Consider the following 17,313-nt stretch of genomic DNA (forward strand, 5'->3'; position numbering starts at 1 on the left):
CTGAAATAAAAGCCGCCCACTATTTATTCCTTTCATAAAATAACGCATCTGATATCAGTTTATTTGAAAGGAAGAGGGGATGACTTCGATAGCCAAAAAATTAATTTCCTCCAGGCACAAAAAAGCCCGCACGAGGCGGGCTTGATTCAAGCATTTAAAGCGTCAAATTACAGAACGTCGATTGCGTTCAGTTCTTTGAAAGCCTGCTCCAGACGGGTAATCATAGAGCTCTGCGCTGCACGCAGCCATACGCGTGGATCGTAGTATTTCTTGTTCGGCTGATCTTCGCCTTTCGGGTTGCCCAACTGGCCCTGCAGGTAAGCTTCGTTAGTTTTGTAGTAGTTCAGGATACCTTCCCAAGTTGCCCACTGGGTATCGGTATCGATGTTCATTTTAACTACGCCGTAGCTTACAGAGTCTTTGATTTCTTGAGCAGAAGAACCAGAACCGCCGTGGAATACGAAGTTCAGGCTGTTGTGCGGCAGGTTATGTTTCTTAGAAACATAGTCCTGAGAATCACGCAGGATAGTTGGAGTCAGAACAACGTTACCTGGTTTGTAAACGCCATGAACGTTACCGAAAGATGCCGCGATAGTGAAACGTGGGCTGATTGCGTTCAGTTTAGTGTACGCGTAATCAACATCTTCTGGCTGAGTGTACAGAGCAGAAGCGTCCATATGGCTGTTATCTACGCCATCTTCTTCGCCACCGGTGCAACCCAGTTCGATTTCCAGAGTCATACCGATTTTAGACATGCGCTCCAGGTATTTAGAACAGATTTCGATGTTCTCTTCCAGTGACTCTTCAGACAGGTCAATCATGTGAGAAGAGAACAGTGGTTTGCCGGTTGCTGCGAAGTGTTTTTCACCCGCGTCTAACAGGCCATCGATCCACGGCAGCAGTTTCTTAGCGCAGTGGTCAGTGTGCAGGATTACTGGCACGCCGTAATGTTCAGCCATCTGGTGTACGTGATGTGCGCCAGAAATAGCACCCAGGATTGCAGCACCCTGAGGAACGTCAGTTTTCACGCCTTTACCCGCGATGAAAGCAGCGCCGCCGTTGGAGAACTGAACGATGACTGGAGCTTTCGCTTTTGCAGCGGTTTCCAGTACGGCGTTGATAGAGTCGGTGCCTACGCAGTTAACTGCTGGCAGAGCAAAATTGTTCTCTTTTGCTACCTGGAAAACTTTCTGTACGTCATCACCAGTGATTACACCTGGTTTTACGAAATCAAAAATTTTAGACATGTTACGTTGTCCTGTATCGTTGGCCGTTAGAAAAACTGTGCCACCCGCGCCTGCAGGCGACTAAAAAACAACGGGCAGGAAACCCTGCCCGTAATCAATTACTTCTTAGCGCGCTCTTCGAGCATTGCTACTGCTGGCAGAACTTTGCCTTCCACGAATTCGAGGAATGCGCCGCCACCAGTGGAGATGTAGGAGATTTTGTCTTCAATACCGAACAGGTCGATAGCTGCCAGAGTGTCGCCGCCGCCTGCGATAGAGAATGCTTCGCTCTCTGCGATAGCGTTAGCAACGACTTCGGTACCTTTGCGGAAGTTCGGGAATTCGAACACGCCAACCGGGCCGTTCCACAGAATGGTTTTTGCATTCTTCAGGATTTCAGCCAGTTGTGCTGCAGATGCATCACCGATATCCAGAATCTGTTCGTCAGCTTTCACATCGTTAACAGATTTCAGCGTTGCGGTTGCTGATTCAGAGAACTCCGTTGCTACGCGAACGTCAGCAGGAACTGGGATATCACAGGTCGTCAGCAGGCGTTTAGCTTCATCAACCAGGTCCGCTTCGTACAGGGATTTGCCCACGTTGTGGCCTTGAGCAGCAATGAAGGTGTTCGCGATGCCACCGCCAACAATCAGTTGGTCAGCGATTTTTGACAGGGAATCCAGAACAGTCAGTTTGGTAGAAACTTTAGAACCGCCAACGATAGCAACCATTGGGCGAGCTGGTTCTTTCAGTGCTTTACCCAGCGCGTCCAGCTCTTCAGCCAGCAGCGGGCCTGCACAAGCGATGTCTGCAAATTTGCCAACGCCGTGAGTAGAAGCCTGTGCACGGTGTGCAGTACCGAAAGCATCCATTACAAACACGTCGCACAGTGCAGCGTATTTTTTAGACAGAGTTTCGTCGTCTTTCTTTTCGCCTTTGTTGAAGCGAACGTTTTCCAGAACAACCAGTTCACCCGCAGCAACTTCAACGCCGTCCAGGTAATCTTTAGCCAGACGAACCGGAGCAGACAATTTGTCTTTCAGGTAGTTAACAACCGGCAGCAGAGAGAATTCTTCGTTGTACTCGCCTTCAGTCGGACGACCCAGGTGAGAAGTTACCATCACTTTAGCGCCTTGTTTCAGGGCCAGTTCGATGGTTGGCAGGGATGCACGGATACGTGCGTCAGATGTCACTTTCCCTTCTTTAACTGGTACGTTCAAATCTGCACGGATCAGAACACGCTTTCCAGCCAGATCCAGATCGGTCATCTTAATTACAGACATGGTGAATCCTCTCGTTGATTCTTAAAGTTTTGCGGACGCTTTATGCGCCTTACCTGAAACCACTTGCGGCCATGACTAACGTCGTGTCGAGCATTCGGTTAGCAAAGCCCCATTCGTTATCACACCAGACTAAAGTTTTAATCAGATGCTGCCCACTGACCCGGGTCTGCGTGCCATCAACAATGGCGCTGTGCGGATCGTGGTTAAAATCAGTCGAGACCAACGGTAATTCCGTATAGTCAACTATACCATGAAATGAATCCCGTGCTGCTTTTTGCAGCAACTTGTTGACTTCACTGGCTTTAACTGCATTTTTCACTGTCACGCTTAAATCAATAGCCGTGACATTAATGGTCGGTACACGCACCGCAATCGCTTCAAAACGATCGTTAAATTGTGGAAAAATGCGTGTGATACCTGCGGCAAGACGCGTATCTACGGGAATAATTGACTGGCTGGCAGCACGGGTGCGGCGCAAGTCAGGGTGATAGGCGTCAATAACCTGTTGATCATGCATCGCGGAATGAATGGTGGTCACAGTGCCCCATTCAATGCCCCAGGCATCATCAAGCAATTTGATAATAGGAATGATGCAGTTTGTGGTGCAGGAAGCATTAGAAACAATGCGATGTTCAGCAACCACACTTTCATGATTCACACCGTAAACTACGGTGGCGTCGAGGTCGTTACCGCCAGGATGAGAGAAGAGGACTTTTTTGGCACCGGCGGCCAGATGCGCTTCACCGTCTGCACGGGAGCCAAACACACCGGTACAATCCAGCACCACATCTACGCCCAATTCACGCCACGGCAAATTCTCGATTTCCGGTTCGTGCAAGATACGGATGGTGTCGTCGCCTACCCATAGCTGGTTGCGTTCCTGACGGACGTCCCAGGCGAAGCGACCATGGCTGGTGTCATACTTCAACAGATGTGCCATACCCGCAGCATCAGCCAGTTCATTGATTGCTACGACGGTAATTTCCGCACGGCGACCGGATTCGTACAAAGCACGTACCACGTTGCGCCCAATGCGACCGAAGCCATTAATTGCTATGCGTACGGTCATATCTCTCCTGCCAGAATCCCTGGAACTTAGTGGCTGACAGAGTAATCCAGCAACCGCCTAAGGGGAATCCTCGCACTCTCGAAACTGCAATTGTTTGCTCAATTGTCGAACATTTATTCGACTGAAACGCTTCAGCTATGTTAAGCGATAAGCGGAATAAATGGAACGTTACCCCATGGCAGCAAACCAAACTTCTGACACAGGTCACAAATTTGATGGAATAAATGCAACAACAAAAGGTTAGAGGACGAATAATAGCCAGTTGAAATCAAGAATAATGGAAAAGGGACGGGCCGTTCTAACCGCCCGTATTGAGATTAATTTTGATGGTAACCGCCCTGCTCATCCATGCACAACAGCATGTCAGCGGGTTGGCTCTGCTCAAGAACACGCCGCACATTTTCCCCGTCGGTCACCCGGAAAAACTCCTCTGCCTGTTGTCGACTCAACCCTCCGCGCATTTTCCTGCCAATCAGACGTTCTGAAAGCCGTTCAGGTGGGGCCGAAATAAAGACTGAAAAATCACATAGCGCCCGCAGTGGCTGCCATTCAGGCTGATTGAGCAGCAACCAGTTTCCCTCAACCACGACAATCGGAGCCTTCACCGCGATCGCATTTTCCACCGGATCATGCAAATTGCGATCGTACTGCGGCCATTCACTTTCGGGCTGATGCAAAGTACGCAGCGCATCAGTTAGCTTTTGAACATTAAAAGTATGTGGTGCGCCTTTATGCTGCTTGAGATTATTTGCGAGCAGATAGTCGTTATAGTGGTGGAAGCCATCCATCGGTAAGGCCTGTAAAACAGGCAATGACGAATCTTGCACCATCAGATATTCCCAAAATGCCGCCAGAGTCGATTTACCGGTGCCGGGCGGAGCCGCCAGAAACACAACCAACCGACGCTGCAACTGCTTTTGTTTTTCGGCTAACTGTCTTAACAATGGTTTGTGTAACGCCTCGACCTCCTGGTCGTTAAATCGGGCGTGCGTCTCTAATCCATTAATCATTAATGTGACATTCACCAGACTAACTCCTTCAATAATGAAGTCACTGCCAGAGATAACGCCGTTTTCACGAGGTTGCCGTAACGCACTTCGGAATAAATAGAGAAGTCCGAATACTTCATGCTTTTAATTGCATTAAACAGCGTTGCGTTTTGGGTAATTGAATTAAGGTTCGCCATGAAATCGTAAGTGACGTCATCATGAAACTGAGGCGTCTCTTTGCTGTATTGCACAAACTCACAAAACTGAGCAAAACAGGTAATGTCGGCATACAGCCATTTATCCATTTTCCCCAACGCGTAAATCAGGCGTAGCGCAACGTCGATATCATCTAGCGGCCCACTTCTGGCAAGCAAGGGCTTAACGGCGTACTCGACTATCTCTTCATCATTATCAACAAATAACGAAGGCAGAAATTGCCTGATACCGGTTAGCAAAATATCGTGTGCGACGCTCATAAATGAGGCCAGATCATTTTGCGCTTCCAGCCTTTCAAGCACATCATCTTCGTTCAACGTGGTCATCAATAGCTCAGTACATTAAAGGTGATGTAGAGAGTCTATAATATTACAGGTGCGCTCTATACCATTAATGAAGAGCGTTTGAGTGCGTACCACATCACCTTCTTCACGCACGCCATACAGAATATCGCCTCCCGTAACGCCCGTTGCGGAAAATAAAACCGCCTCGCTTTTGACAATTTCATTCAGGCTATAAATACGGTTCACCTCGACACCCATTTCAGCGCAGCGTCGATGTTCTGAATCCGCAATCTGGCGATTGACGGGAGACTCCCCTTTTGCCTGGCAAAAATCTAATAACTCGACCTGCATTTCACCACCCAGCGCTTTCACAGCACACGCTGAAATCACCCCCTCTGGCGCACCGCCGATGCTGTACATCACGTCGTATTGGTTTTCCAGCAAGCACGTCATCACACTGGCGGCGACGTCACCATCGGGCAAGGCAATTACTTTCACCCCCAGCCTTGTGGCGACGGCGATAGCATCCTGATGCCGTGGTTTATCGAGCGTGACCATTCGTAGCCGCTCAAGCGGTTTGCCCAATGCCGCGGCAATATTTCGCAGGTTTTCTTCGAGCGTTGCCGCAAGATTGATCGCTCCTTTAGCTTTTTTGCCGACCACCAACTTCTTCATATACATGTCGGGGGCATGAAGCAGCGATCCTTCCGGCGCGCAGGCCATGACCGCCAGAGCGTTGTTTTGCCCCATCGCCACCATACGCGTCCCTTCAATGGGATCGACGGCGATATCGATTTTCGGGGATTGTCCATTACCTAACATCTCACCAATATAGAGCATCGGCGCATGGTCGATTTCCCCTTCACCAATGACAATCTTCCCCTGCATATCGATTTGATTAAGCGCATCACGCATCGCCTGCACAGCGACACCATCGATACGATTCTTGTCACCGCAACCGATGAGTGGCCAGGCAGCCAAAGCCGCCTGTTCCGTGGTGCGGAAAAAAGGATAAGCCAGCGTTTTCATGCTTAATTCTCCACGCCGGTATCAACGCCAAAATACGCTAACAGATATTTTTCTGCCGCTTCGTTCCATACACCGTGCGTTTCCGCAACCAGCTCTGCAAGGCGGTGGAATAAGGGATCGGTTTCCCCTAAGCGGGCAAAATCGATAATAGCGGTAAGGGGCATGGTGACGCCGTTGTAAATCAGCTTTTTGCCACCCGGAATATCCGGCAGATTAAGGACTGTTTCAGGCACCGCATCCAATCCGCCTACATGCGTAACCATAAACGAAGGCTGCAATCGCCCGCTGGCGGCAAGTTCAATCGCTTCGAGCATATCATCGGTTGAACCGCCAGAAGTGCCCACAATATGCGTGCTGCCGTAGTGCACATTGTAAAAATTAAACGGCACTTTGAAGTTTTTATCCGTTGGCCCGGCGAAGAAATTCAGGCAGCCATCGTCAGCCAGCAAATCGTCTCCAAGCTCAATGACTGCGGGCACTGCAGCATAGACGAAGACATCATCAAAACCCGCACCACCAGTCATATCTCGCAACGCAGCCACAGGGTTATCCAGGTGCTTGCTGTTCACATAAATTAGCTCAATGCCATTTTTTGCCGCCAACTCTACCGGCAGGAGTTTTTGCGCCTGCGCCAGTCGGGCTTCATCAATATCCACCACCACGACTTTGCCCGGCTTAATATTGCCGTTGATGGCGTAATCAATCGCACCGATCCCCATCGGGCCTGCACAGGCTAATAGCGCCAGATTACCGCCGGGTTTAATTCCCATGCGGTGTTCGTAGACATATTGCGTAGTGTGGTAGTTCGCTTTATACGCACCAATAATGCAGCACATAGGTTCAGCCAATGACGCTGCTGCAAAATAAGAGCCGTGATAAGGCAGAACGCATCCCAAATCAATTGCCTGCTTGGGGATGATCATATATGTCGCATTGCCACCAAAATATTCATAGCTGTATCCCGCTGAATATCCGCTTGGCAACCCCATTGCTGGCTGTAAAACAAAACGCTGACCTTTTTTATACCTTCCTGCCAGATTGTTTCCCACTTCAACAATCACCCCAGCACATTCATGCCCGGTAATAACAGGATGATTATTTAGGTCGTCAGGAACACGTTTATGATCGCTTGCCAGCAGTGCTGCTTTCCATGTTGATAAACAGACGCTATCAGAAATAACGCTCACCAATAATTCATCATCGCTAATTTTTGGTAATTCAAACTCACGGATGCGGACATCCCGCTTGCCATAAATGGCAGCAACTTTAGTTTTCATAGCAATCCTTATTATTTTACCTGGGCGGTTAATTCATTAAATAACGCGTCGAGTTTCGGGTCACCAATATAATTATTAATCAGTATCAGCGGTTTGTTCGTCACCATTTTAACGCGCCCTTCCAGGCTGGCATGCGTGACGATGATCTCTGCATGTTCAGGCACGTTTTCTATTGCATAGTGTTTTACTTCCGTTTCCATGCCCTGCTTTTGCAGGCGCTTCCGAAACGTGGTGGCTCCCATCGCGCTCGAGCCCATTCCCGCATCGCAGACAAACGCGACCAGTTTCACCGGGCCTGCACTCCACGCCCCTTCCTGCTTCATCGCTTTCATTGCGCTGGCTGTTTCATCAAAATTGTCTTCTTTCTCGGCCTCTTTGCTGCGATCAAGTTTCAGAATGAACGCGGTGATAACAAAGGAGACAGCGGTTGCCACGGTGACACCCGCAATGGTGGCAAAGAATGCACCGCGAGGAGTAAGGGCAAGATAGGCAAAAATAGAGCCCGGACTTGGCCCTGCAACCAGGCCACCACCTAACAGATTAAAGGTGTAAATCCCGGACATGCCGCCTGCAATCATGGCAATCAGCGTCAGCGGCTTCATCAATACATACGGGAAATAAAGTTCATGAATGCCACCGAGGAAGTGAATAATCATCGCTCCAGGAGCAGATTTCTTCGCCATTCCTTTGCCAAATACCGCGAATCCAAGCAGCAACCCCAGCCCTGGGCCTGGATTCGATGCCACCATAAAGAAGATAGATTTACCGGTATCAGACGCTTGCTGCATTCCGAGTGGATAGTAAACCCCCTGGTCGATAGCATTGTTCAGGAACAGAATCTTCGCCGGTTCGTTAATCAGGGATAGCAGCGGCAAATAACCGGTGCTGACCAATGCTTCAATGCACTCTTTTACAAAGTTGTTCGCCACTAATACCGCAGGGCCAATGACTTCGAAGGCCAACAGACAAAGCAGCATCCCGGCAATACCCAATGAGAAATTATTGATAACCATCTCAAAGCCTGGCGGAATACGCTTTTCCAGCGTTCTGTCGATAACTTTGATAACCCAACCGCCGAGTGGGCCCATGATCATAGCGCCGATGAACATCGGAATATCGGCACCCACAATCACACCGATAGTGCCAATCCCGCCCATCACCGCACCGCGTTTTCCACCAATTAAATGGCCGCCGGTCGAGCCAATCATCACCGGAAGCAAATAAGTGATCATTGGGCCAACTATTTTGGCGAAATGTTCGTTAGGTAGCCAACCGGTTGGAATAAATAGCGCGGTAATAAAACCCCACGCGATAAATGCGCCAATATTAGGGATAACCATAGCTGTAAGAAATCCGCCGAAAGCCTGGACTTTGGCACGAGCTGATTTATTTTTCATATTTATCCTGACGAGAGAATGATTACTCTTGAGTGATAATATCCATGAGTTGCCGCTCGGTACTCGCATTCAGCAAAGCATCAATCTTTGACTCTTCACAAAACATTTCGCTCAGTGCCTGAATGGCACCAATATGCTCATCAGAATCAGCCGCAGACAATCCGATTAATAACTTTACAGGCTCTTTATTTTCGCCAAAAGCAACGGCAGTGTTTAACAGCGTGAGTGACAATCCAGTTTTTATTGCTCCGCATTCCGGCCTAGAATGCGGCATAGCGACAAAGGGAGCCAGAATATAATACGGCCCCGTTTCCTGGGTGGTCTTTTTTATGGCAGTAATATAGCCAGAGGTGACATATCCTTTTTGCAATAGAACTTCCATTGAATAATCTATTGCCTGCTGCCAGTCAGAGGCAGAGTTTTTTATGGATATGGAAGCATCAGGGAAATAATCTATTAACCGCATACTGACTTCCTCGTTTGTAGGGTGTTTTTTATTTTTAATTAAAGTATGACGGCGCGGGAAATAAATCAAATGAGGTCTGGAAAGGAATGCATTTTTAAGTGAAAATAATTTACTCAATTAATTCAAAGCATTAGTTTTAATCAAAATAAAAAACACAATTTGTCAATAGACATAATTTGATGTCATTCACAAATATTCAATAATTGTTAATGGCAAAATTGCAATTCAGATCACAATAAAGATCTTGATTACCCCTATTTTTGAGATATACCGCCAAGTTAAATCAAACCACTTCAAAAGAAAAAAGCCAGTCACAGGTATTGCTGACTGGCTATTGTTTACCTAACAAGCTATCAATCAAAACTCAATGCGTGCACCCAGGTTGTAACGACGCCCTTCAACCAGGCCATAATCACCCCATTGGCTAACGCGCTGCGGATCGGCATCAAACAAGTTGTAAATTCCGGCCATCAATTGAGTGTTTTTGTTCAATTGATAACGAGCGCCGAGATCAACCATCGTCCAGGTATCGTAATCAATATGATCCCCGGCATCACGGTTGCTGCTGCGGTAATTGACTTTACTCCAGAGATCTAACGCATATGTCGCCGACCAGGTGAGTGACAGATTCGCCATATGACGCGGGAAATCATTCAGCGCATAGCCTTTATTCACGCCGGTTTTCTGCTCGCTGTGGTTATAGGTATAGTTGGCATTGGCTTTAACCGTTTCAGTCACCTGCCAGTCGGCATTCAGCTCCAGCCCGTAAACATCAGCTTTACCGACGTTAAAATATTTACTGATAGAGTCGGCTTTGTAGCCGTTCATCTGGCACTGGTGGGTCGCCGTTGTTTCACAGATCGTCTCTTCAGAGATTTTGTCTTTGAATTGGGTATAGAAAACCGTACCGTCTAATGCCAGTTTCTCAGCCGCCCAGTACAGACCTAGTTCGGAGTTAACACTTTTCTCAGGTTTGAGATCGTCGTTACCCACGGTCAAATAGGGGTACGGCGGTAAAGAGCCGCGTGGCGTCACGAAATTAGACGATGTTTCGCGCAGCTCCGGTTTTTTATAGCCCGCGGAGACGCCCCCTTTCAGTGCCCAGGCATCTGTTATCACCCAGTTACCATACAATTTCGGCGTAATATGTGTGCCGAAATAGTTATCACGATCTAAACGAGCCGAAGTGGTGAGAGTGAAATCGCCCAACTGCCAGCCGTCTTCTGCAAACAGCGCCCAGCCGTCACGGCTGATTTTGGTCACCGGTTCCACGCCCGGCGCTTCTTTACTCGAAACGGCAAACTGATCGTTAAGTTCCTCGCGAGTAAAATTGGCCCCAACGGTTAATTTATGGGCATCAAACGTAAACGTCGTCTGACTATTGGCAACGTAGTTTTCAGTCTGGATATACTGCGGCGCATCGTCGTTCAGGTTATATCTGGAGCGCCCTTTCTCGTAGTTAATGTAGTTTTTGGTCGCAATTGTATCTTCGGCGTACCAACCGCTGTGGCTGAGCGTGAACGCATCGCGATCAAACGTCCACTTCCACGGTGCTTCATCGCGGTTTTTCTTTTGTTTTCCCGTCACAACATTCAGGTCAAACAAATTCGTTTCATTTGCCGCAAGGCCAACGGTCATATCAATCGACTTGCGATCGTTTTTGCTAAAGTAATTATTACGTTCGTCATCGCGGCGGTTAAGCCAGTCAGCCGCGACGCTAACCCCCAGCACATCAGGTACGATTGGGCCCATGGCGAATAAATTCATCTGGTTGGTATTACCAAATGAACTGTCTTCCTGAATAAAGCTATTTGCGGCTAATGCGCCCGTCCAGTCAGCAACGCCATAGGGCTTTTTCGTAATAACGTTAACCACGCCGCCAATGGCATCAGATCCATAAAGAGACGACATAGGTCCACGAATAACCTCTATGCGCTCAATCGCTTCCATTGGTGGCAGGAAATTAACCTCTGCCCCAATATCCTGCCCGTAGGGACGCGCCTCTCCGGTATTCTGTTTAACGCTGTTGACCATAAATGCGGTATAGCTCGAATCCATCCCGCGCATCATAATATCGCCGGATGACATATCGCTTGATCCGGTGCCCACATTAACACCGGGCAAATCCTGAATAGCCTCCGCAACATTACGGTTGGGCTTTTCATCAAGCTGCTTTCTGTCGATAACGGAAATAGTCGCCGGTGCTTCTTTCTTTTCCTGAGAAAAGCCCGAAGCTGTCACCACCATTTGGTCTTCAGATTCGCTAACCGCTGTATTATTTTCTTCTGCTATTACCGGAAGCACCGTGCTTCCGGCGAAGACAACTAACCCTGCCAATGCCAAACGTTTATTGTTTCTCATTTTTTAATTACCTGAGATATTGAAAAAAGTCTGCTAGCCCTGTGAATTTCCACCACAGGGCTTTATTGTTCTTTTGATTTATATTGAGTTAAATCTTATTAAGATCGACTTTTATGATGTAATCCGGTTGGGTAAGCATCTCTTTTTCGCCCTGCTTTACGCTAGCATAAAGAGTGTTTCCATCGGGAGAAAGCGCAAGGCTGTTAGGCAGCGCCGTTGTCGAAATGCTGGATTTCACTTTATACGTTTTACTGTCAACGATACTGATAAGCTTCGCATTGCGGTGCGTGATATAAATTTCATGGCGAGCCGCGTTATAGATCACTGCCAGAGAGTTAGTCACATCGATACGATGGAGGATTTTCCCATCGTTAAGTGAAACGACTAATACATCAGGTAAATCGGGATCGGTAATAAATGCCCGCTCATTTTTATTATCCACAGCAATATTTAAGAAGAAGTGTTTTTTCTGCGGTTCAACTTTTACACGGGAAATAATTTTATTATCGCTGGCATCAAGCGTAATTAATTCCCCGATACCGTTAACGGCATAAATGCGACCTTTCTGCTCATCGATTGCTAACCCTGTTGGATATTCACCGACATTTTCAATGGTCGCAATGTGCTGCAGTTTTTGTGTATCGATAACCCAAATAATCCCTTTCTCAGCCACACCCGAAACATACAAACGCTGGTGCTTCTTATCCAGCACCATTTCTCGGGTATGAATAATCGCTTCAGGATTACTCATGTCGCTGAGTTGTACCGTCTTAATTTCTTTGCCATTACGGGTATCAATGAGCGTGACAGACCCTTCAAGGGTGTTACCGATATACAGAATATGGTTTTCTTGATCGAGCACGGTGGCAAATGCACGTCGGTCAGTGGCGATATTTCCCGTTGCCGCCAGTGTGTCCGGGCTCAGCGTGTAGACCAGGCCATGCGTTTTATCTTTATCAAATGAAGGGGCAGAGGCCACAAACAACACGTTTCTGGAGGCATCGAACGCCAGCTCGTAAACACCTTTTCCGGCTGGAACGGTGAGAAAATCCTTTTCGGGAAGCGGTTTTGCATTGATACCAAAGGAGCCCATCAACAGCGCAGCCGTTAAAGCAATGAAGCCCGAATTCTTGTAACCACACAAAGTATGTCGATTCATTTACTTATGTTCACATTAATTTACGTAATGCAAATGATAATGATTTTCACTTGCATGATCAACACAAATGAACAAATGTGAACAGTGGAGGTAGTGACTTGTTTTAAAAGGTATTTAGATGAATGCTGGGGATCATTGCAGGGCTAAGGCAGGGAGTTTGATTTTTTGACGGGAGGATTTTTGTATCTGGGGCATTAAAGAAAAGGCCAGCAATGCTGGCCTTATTCACATTACAGAACGGCTTTAGCCTGTTTCACCACGTTCTCAACGGTGAAGCCAAACTCTTCAAACAACTGCTCTGCCGGAGCAGACTCACCGAAGGTGGTCATGCCCACAACCGCACCGTTCAGGCCAACGTATTTGTACCAGTAGTCAGCAATGCTGGCTTCGATAGCAACACGCGCAGCAACCGCTTTCGGCAGCACGGCTTCACGGTAAGCGGGATCTTGTTTATCGAATGCATCGGTAGACGGCATGGAAACCACGCGCGCTTTGATGCCTTCAGCAGACAGTTGATCCCATGCCGCAACGGCCAGTTCAACTTCAGAACCGGTTGCGATCAGAATCAGCTCAGGCTGGCCTGCACAATCTTTCAGGATGTATGCGCCGCGAGCGATATCTGCAAGTTGCTGCTCAGTACGATCCTGTTGCGCCAGGTTCTGACGGGAGAAGATCAGCGCGGTCGGGCCGTCGTGACGTTCTACTGCGTATTTCCACGCCACCGCAGATTCAACCTGGTCACACGGACGCCACGTGCTCATGTTTGGCGTTACACGCAGGGCAGCAAGCTGCTCTACCGGCTGGTGAGTTGGGCCATCTTCGCCCAGACCGATTGAGTCGTGGGTATAAACCATCACCTGGCGTTGCTTCATCAGCGCTGCCATACGCACCGCGTTACGGGCATATTCAACAAACATCAGGAAGGTAGAGGTGTACGGCAGGAAACCACCGTGCAGCGCGATACCGTTAGCAATCGCCGTCATACCGAATTCACGTACACCGTAATGGATGTAGTTACCGGCCAGGTCTTCGTTGATGGCTTTAGAACCAGACCAGATAGTCAGGTTTGATGGTGCCAGGTCAGCAGAACCGCCGAGGAATTCTGGCAGCAAGTGACCGAATGCTTCGATGGTGTTCTGAGAGGCTTTACGGCTAGCGATTTTCGCAGGGTTAGCTTGCAGGTTCGCGATGAACTCTTGCGCTTTTGCTGCGAAATCAGCAGGCATATCGCCTTTCATACGGCGGGTAAATTCTGCGGCTTCCTGCGGGAAAGCTTTTGCGTAAGCTGCAAATTTCTCGTTCCATGCCGCTTCTTTAGCCTGGCCTGCTTCTTTAGCATCCCACTGAGCGTAGATCTCAGACGGGATTTCGAATGGCGCGTGTTTCCAGCCAAGCTGCTCACGAGTCAATGCGATTTCCGCATCACCCAAAGGTGCGCCGTGAGAATCATGCGTACCGGCTTTGTTTGGAGAACCGAAACCGATGATGGTTTTGCACATCAGCAGTGAAGGTTTGTCTGTGACCGCTTTAGCTTCTTCAACAGCGCGTTTGATTGCGTCTGCATTGTGGCCATCAACGCCGCGCACCACGTGCCAGCCGTAGGCTTCAAAGCGTTTTGCGGTATCGTCAGTGAACCAGCCTTCAACGTGGCCGTCGATGGAGATGCCGTTGTCATCATAGAAGGCAACCAGTTTACCCAGACCCAGCGTACCCGCCAGAGAGCAAACTTCATGGGAAATACCTTCCATCATGCAGCCATCACCCAGGAATGTGTAGGTGAAGTGGTCAACGATGTCATGGCCTGGACGGTTGAACTGTGCGGCCATAGTACGTTCCGCAATCGCCATACCAACAGCGTTCGCAACACCCTGACCCAGCGGGCCAGTCGTGGTTTCTACGCCAGCGGTGTAGCCCACTTCCGGGTGGCCCGGAGTTTTGGAATGCAGCTGACGGAAGTTTTTCAGTTCTTCAATCGGCAGGTCATAACCTGTGAGGTGCAACAGGCTGTAAATCAGCATTGAACCGTGGCCGTTAGAAAGAACGAAACGGTCGCGGTCAGCCCATGCAGGGTTCTGCGGGTTATGGTTCAGGAAATCGCGCCACAGGACTTCGGCAATGTCGGCCATACCCATAGGGGCACCCGGGTGACCGGATTTGGCTTTTTGTACTGCGTCCATGCTGAGTGCACGAATAGCATTGGCAAGCTCTTTACGAGAGGACATTTTGACTCCAGATCGGATGGTTGAAGGTCACGCCTTGACTACTATGCGTTATGGGCTACGCCCAAAAAATTGCCCTCAATGTACCGCAAGCGGTGTGTCATGTACATGGAGCATCCTTTTGTCCGGATAAGAAATCTCTGGATCCTGCTCGCATGTTGCGCAACTTAATGCGCAGCCGCGGTTAACTTCTTTATACTCAAACCAGTCACCAGCCCTCTCTGGCTGAATTCCCCTGAGCTGTGGTCACTTTTAAGGATATTGGCATGAAAATACGCCCAATTTTACTGAGCCTGAGCGTTGCTGCCCTACTGAGCGGCTGCCAGAATATGGACTCGAACGGCCTGATGGCTTCCGGAGCTGAAGCCTTCCAGGCATACACGTTAAGCGATGCGCAGGTGAAAGCACTTAGCGACAAATCCTGTGCCGAGCTCGACAGCAAAGCCACCATCGCTCCAGCCAATAGCGAATATGCGCAACGCCTGGCGAAAATCGCCAGCGCCCTGGGCGATAACATTAACGGCATGCCGGTGAACTATAAGGTTTACGTCACCAAAGAGGTGAACGCCTTCGCTATGGCAAACGGCTGTATTCGCGTTTATAGCGGCCTGATGGACATGATGAACGATAACGAAGTCGAAGCGGTTATCGGCCATGAAATGGGCCACGTCGCACTCGGCCATGTGAAGAAAGGCATGCAGGTCGCATTGGGCACTAACGCCGCACGCGTTGCAGCAGCTTCTGCGGGCGGAGTTATCGGTAGCCTGTCACAGTCGCAGCTCGGTGATTTAGGGGAAAAGCTGATTAATGCGCAATTCTCCCAGCGCCAGGAATCTGAAGCGGATGACTACTCGTATGATCTGCTAAGAAAACGTGGGATCAACCCGATTGGCCTGGCAACCAGTTTTGAAAAACTGGCTAAAGAGGAAGAAGGCCGCCAGAGCTCAATGCTTGACGACCACCCAGCTTCAGCAGAACGCGCACAGCATATTCGTGATCGCATGACGGCGGATGGCTTGAAATAATCGCGCGAGGCTCTTAGCTAGCCTGGGCTAAATCCATATCATCCGTGATAGCCATAACCTCTTGTCGGCCCGCCAGCAAGAGGTTTACCAGCTCGCTATCAAGTGAACCATTGGCGGCTTCACGAAGAAGAATTTCATTGACCTTCTCAGGAGGCATCGCGGTTCGGTAAGGGCGGTTTTCCGTCAGGGCGACAAACACATCCGCAACGGAAATGATGCGGCACTCCCGTTCAATTTCATCTCCTACAAGGCTAAACGGATAACCCATTCCATTGGGTCTTTCATGGTGCATTGATGCCCAGCGAGTGATATCGGCGATAGCGTCTATGGAGGAGAGAAGCTCAAAGGTGTGGTAACTGTGGCTTTTTAATGCCGCGATATCTTCAGCATCAAGTTTGCCTTCTTTATGCAATAAGCCCATCGGCATCGCCAGTTTGCCGATGTCATGCAAGTAGCCCGCTAATTCAATTTTCTTGCAGTCAACTTCCGAATAATTGCATTTTTCTGCCAGGAATCTGGCAACAATTCCCACATGCAGTGAATGACGGCAAGTGAAGTTACAGTGCATATCAATAATGTTATTCAGTAACAGTCCGTAATCCATTAGCTCATCGAGATTGATTGTCTTGCCGGCTATCGGTGAATAAATACTTAACAGGTGCAATGGCAAGAGCTTGCCTATCGCTAACCAAAAATAGGTTTTCTTTGCCAGGCGAAGAAACGCCTCCAGAACCCGCGGATGGAAAAATGTCTCCGCTTCATTTTTAATCAACTCTATGCAGCGTTCAATCGGCGCTTCATGCCCGCTTTTTCTCAACTTCAGATATTGAATATCGATTCGGTCGGCTAAATAAATGATGTGGCTTGCGAAGGGAATACGTTCATCGCCACAAAACTCGCCACGGCCATTATCCCATCGTTGGTGGTGATGACGGATGATAGATGCTTTATCTCTGAGCGAAGGGACCAGATTAAAAATAGAGGCACCATACGCTGCGTGGGCATGGCGATAAGGCTCTTGATCGTCGATGGCGATTAAATAATCTTTTTTTACCAAACCGCCAATATCATGAAGTAATGCAGAAATAAAAACATCTTCACGGTCTTTAGGTTCTAAATTGAGTTCTGCGGCAAGCGCATTTGCGATGAACGCCGTCCGCTTATGATGACCGTTCAGTTCAGGCGCACTGGTTTCAATAGCTAGCGCAATCGTTGATAAAACCTGAAAAAGATTTATTTCCACATTTGTTCCTATCGAACACCAGGAGATTAACATATCTGCATATAAAACAACCTCAAGCATGGCTTATATC

General features: G+C 48.6%; 14 protein-coding genes. 1 reads left to right on the plus strand and 13 read right to left on the minus strand.

The window, feature by feature from the left end; translation table 11 throughout:
• Positions 1-167 precede the first annotated feature (167 nt).
• From fbaA to tkt, 12 genes are all read right to left on the minus strand, one after another.
• Positions 168-1,247, minus strand: coding sequence for a class II fructose-bisphosphate aldolase (fbaA, locus tag AB1E22_RS05785; RefSeq protein WP_367594481.1), 1,080 nt, complete (start codon positions 1,245-1,247; stop codon positions 168-170).
• A gap of 98 nt (positions 1,248-1,345) precedes the next feature.
• Positions 1,346-2,509 carry a phosphoglycerate kinase gene (gene pgk / locus AB1E22_RS05790; protein WP_367594482.1) on the minus strand — a complete coding sequence of 388 codons (1,164 nt, stop codon included), beginning with the start codon at positions 2,507-2,509 and terminating at the stop codon, positions 1,346-1,348.
• Between the two features lie 49 nt (positions 2,510-2,558).
• Positions 2,559-3,578, minus strand: a complete 1,020-nt coding sequence (gene epd, locus AB1E22_RS05795; RefSeq protein WP_367594483.1) for an erythrose-4-phosphate dehydrogenase — start codon at positions 3,576-3,578, stop codon at positions 2,559-2,561.
• Between the two features lie 317 nt (positions 3,579-3,895).
• Positions 3,896-4,603 carry a nucleoside/nucleotide kinase family protein gene (locus AB1E22_RS05800; protein WP_367594484.1) on the minus strand — a complete coding sequence of 236 codons (708 nt, stop codon included), beginning with the start codon at positions 4,601-4,603 and terminating at the stop codon, positions 3,896-3,898.
• On the minus strand, positions 4,600-5,109 hold the full coding sequence (locus AB1E22_RS05805) for an MltR family transcriptional regulator (protein WP_367594485.1): 510 nt from the start codon (positions 5,107-5,109) through the stop codon (positions 4,600-4,602). Before AB1E22_RS05805 ends, AB1E22_RS05800 begins: the two co-directional genes overlap by 4 nt.
• 15 nt (positions 5,110-5,124) lie before the next feature.
• Positions 5,125-6,096, minus strand: a complete 972-nt coding sequence (gene glpX, locus AB1E22_RS05810) for a class II fructose-bisphosphatase (protein ID WP_367594486.1) — start codon at positions 6,094-6,096, stop codon at positions 5,125-5,127.
• 2 nt (positions 6,097-6,098) lie between these two features.
• Positions 6,099-7,373 (minus strand): zinc-binding dehydrogenase, encoded by a 1,275-nt coding sequence (locus tag AB1E22_RS05815; RefSeq protein WP_367594487.1) that lies wholly within the window; start codon positions 7,371-7,373, stop codon positions 6,099-6,101.
• An 11-nt stretch (positions 7,374-7,384) separates the two neighbouring features.
• Positions 7,385-8,770 carry a PTS mannitol transporter subunit IICB gene (locus tag AB1E22_RS05820; RefSeq protein WP_367594488.1) on the minus strand — a complete coding sequence of 462 codons (1,386 nt, stop codon included), beginning with the start codon at positions 8,768-8,770 and terminating at the stop codon, positions 7,385-7,387.
• A gap of 22 nt (positions 8,771-8,792) precedes the next feature.
• Positions 8,793-9,236: a PTS mannitol transporter subunit IIA gene (gene cmtB / locus AB1E22_RS05825; protein ID WP_367597338.1), complete on the minus strand. Its 444-nt coding sequence runs from the start codon at positions 9,234-9,236 to the stop codon at positions 8,793-8,795.
• Positions 9,237-9,593: 357 nt separating this feature from the next.
• Entirely contained in the window at positions 9,594-11,597 is a 2,004-nt protein-coding gene (locus tag AB1E22_RS05830) for a TonB-dependent receptor domain-containing protein (protein ID WP_367594489.1), read from the minus strand.
• Between the two features lie 88 nt (positions 11,598-11,685).
• Entirely contained in the window at positions 11,686-12,756 is a 1,071-nt protein-coding gene (locus AB1E22_RS05835; protein WP_437178374.1) for a YncE family protein, read from the minus strand.
• Between the two features lie 230 nt (positions 12,757-12,986).
• Positions 12,987-14,978: a transketolase gene (gene tkt / locus AB1E22_RS05840; protein WP_367594490.1), complete on the minus strand. Its 1,992-nt coding sequence runs from the start codon at positions 14,976-14,978 to the stop codon at positions 12,987-12,989.
• A gap of 263 nt (positions 14,979-15,241) precedes the next feature.
• Between tkt and AB1E22_RS05845 the strand changes: the two genes are divergently transcribed.
• Entirely contained in the window at positions 15,242-16,000 is a 759-nt protein-coding gene (locus AB1E22_RS05845; RefSeq protein WP_367594491.1) for a M48 family metallopeptidase, read from the plus strand.
• A 13-nt stretch (positions 16,001-16,013) separates the two neighbouring features.
• On the opposite strand, the gene AB1E22_RS05850 is transcribed toward AB1E22_RS05845, so the two are convergent.
• Complete coding sequence (locus tag AB1E22_RS05850; protein ID WP_367594492.1) at positions 16,014-17,303, minus strand: HD-GYP domain-containing protein; 1,290 nt, start codon at positions 17,301-17,303, stop codon at positions 16,014-16,016.
• Positions 17,304-17,313: the final 10 nt, after the last annotated feature.

The organism is Buttiauxella gaviniae, assembly GCF_040786275.1.
Taxonomy (GTDB): domain Bacteria; phylum Pseudomonadota; class Gammaproteobacteria; order Enterobacterales; family Enterobacteriaceae; genus Buttiauxella; species Buttiauxella gaviniae_A.

Bases quoted from the DNA above. Each gene is read 5' to 3' on its own strand.
- AB1E22_RS05845 (WP_367594491.1), top strand. From the start codon at position 15,242: ATGAAAATACGCCCAATTTTACTGAGCCTGAGCGTTGCTGCCCTACTG.
- tkt (WP_367594490.1), bottom strand. From the start codon at position 14,978: ATGTCCTCTCGTAAAGAGCTTGCCAATGCTATTCGTGCACTCAGCATG.
- epd (WP_367594483.1), bottom strand. From the start codon at position 3,578: ATGACCGTACGCATAGCAATTAATGGCTTCGGTCGCATTGGGCGCAAC.
- AB1E22_RS05835 (WP_437178374.1), bottom strand. From the start codon at position 12,756: ATGAATCGACATACTTTGTGTGGTTACAAGAATTCGGGCTTCATTGCT.
- AB1E22_RS05830 (WP_367594489.1), bottom strand. From the start codon at position 11,597: ATGAGAAACAATAAACGTTTGGCATTGGCAGGGTTAGTTGTCTTCGCC.
- AB1E22_RS05815 (WP_367594487.1), bottom strand. From the start codon at position 7,373: ATGAAAACTAAAGTTGCTGCCATTTATGGCAAGCGGGATGTCCGCATC.
- fbaA (WP_367594481.1), bottom strand. From the start codon at position 1,247: ATGTCTAAAATTTTTGATTTCGTAAAACCAGGTGTAATCACTGGTGAT.
- cmtB (WP_367597338.1), bottom strand. From the start codon at position 9,236: ATGCGGTTAATAGATTATTTCCCTGATGCTTCCATATCCATAAAAAAC.
- AB1E22_RS05820 (WP_367594488.1), bottom strand. From the start codon at position 8,770: ATGAAAAATAAATCAGCTCGTGCCAAAGTCCAGGCTTTCGGCGGATTT.
- glpX (WP_367594486.1), bottom strand. From the start codon at position 6,096: ATGAAAACGCTGGCTTATCCTTTTTTCCGCACCACGGAACAGGCGGCT.
- AB1E22_RS05850 (WP_367594492.1), bottom strand. From the start codon at position 17,303: ATGCTTGAGGTTGTTTTATATGCAGATATGTTAATCTCCTGGTGTTCG.
- AB1E22_RS05805 (WP_367594485.1), bottom strand. From the start codon at position 5,109: ATGACCACGTTGAACGAAGATGATGTGCTTGAAAGGCTGGAAGCGCAA.
- pgk (WP_367594482.1), bottom strand. From the start codon at position 2,509: ATGTCTGTAATTAAGATGACCGATCTGGATCTGGCTGGAAAGCGTGTT.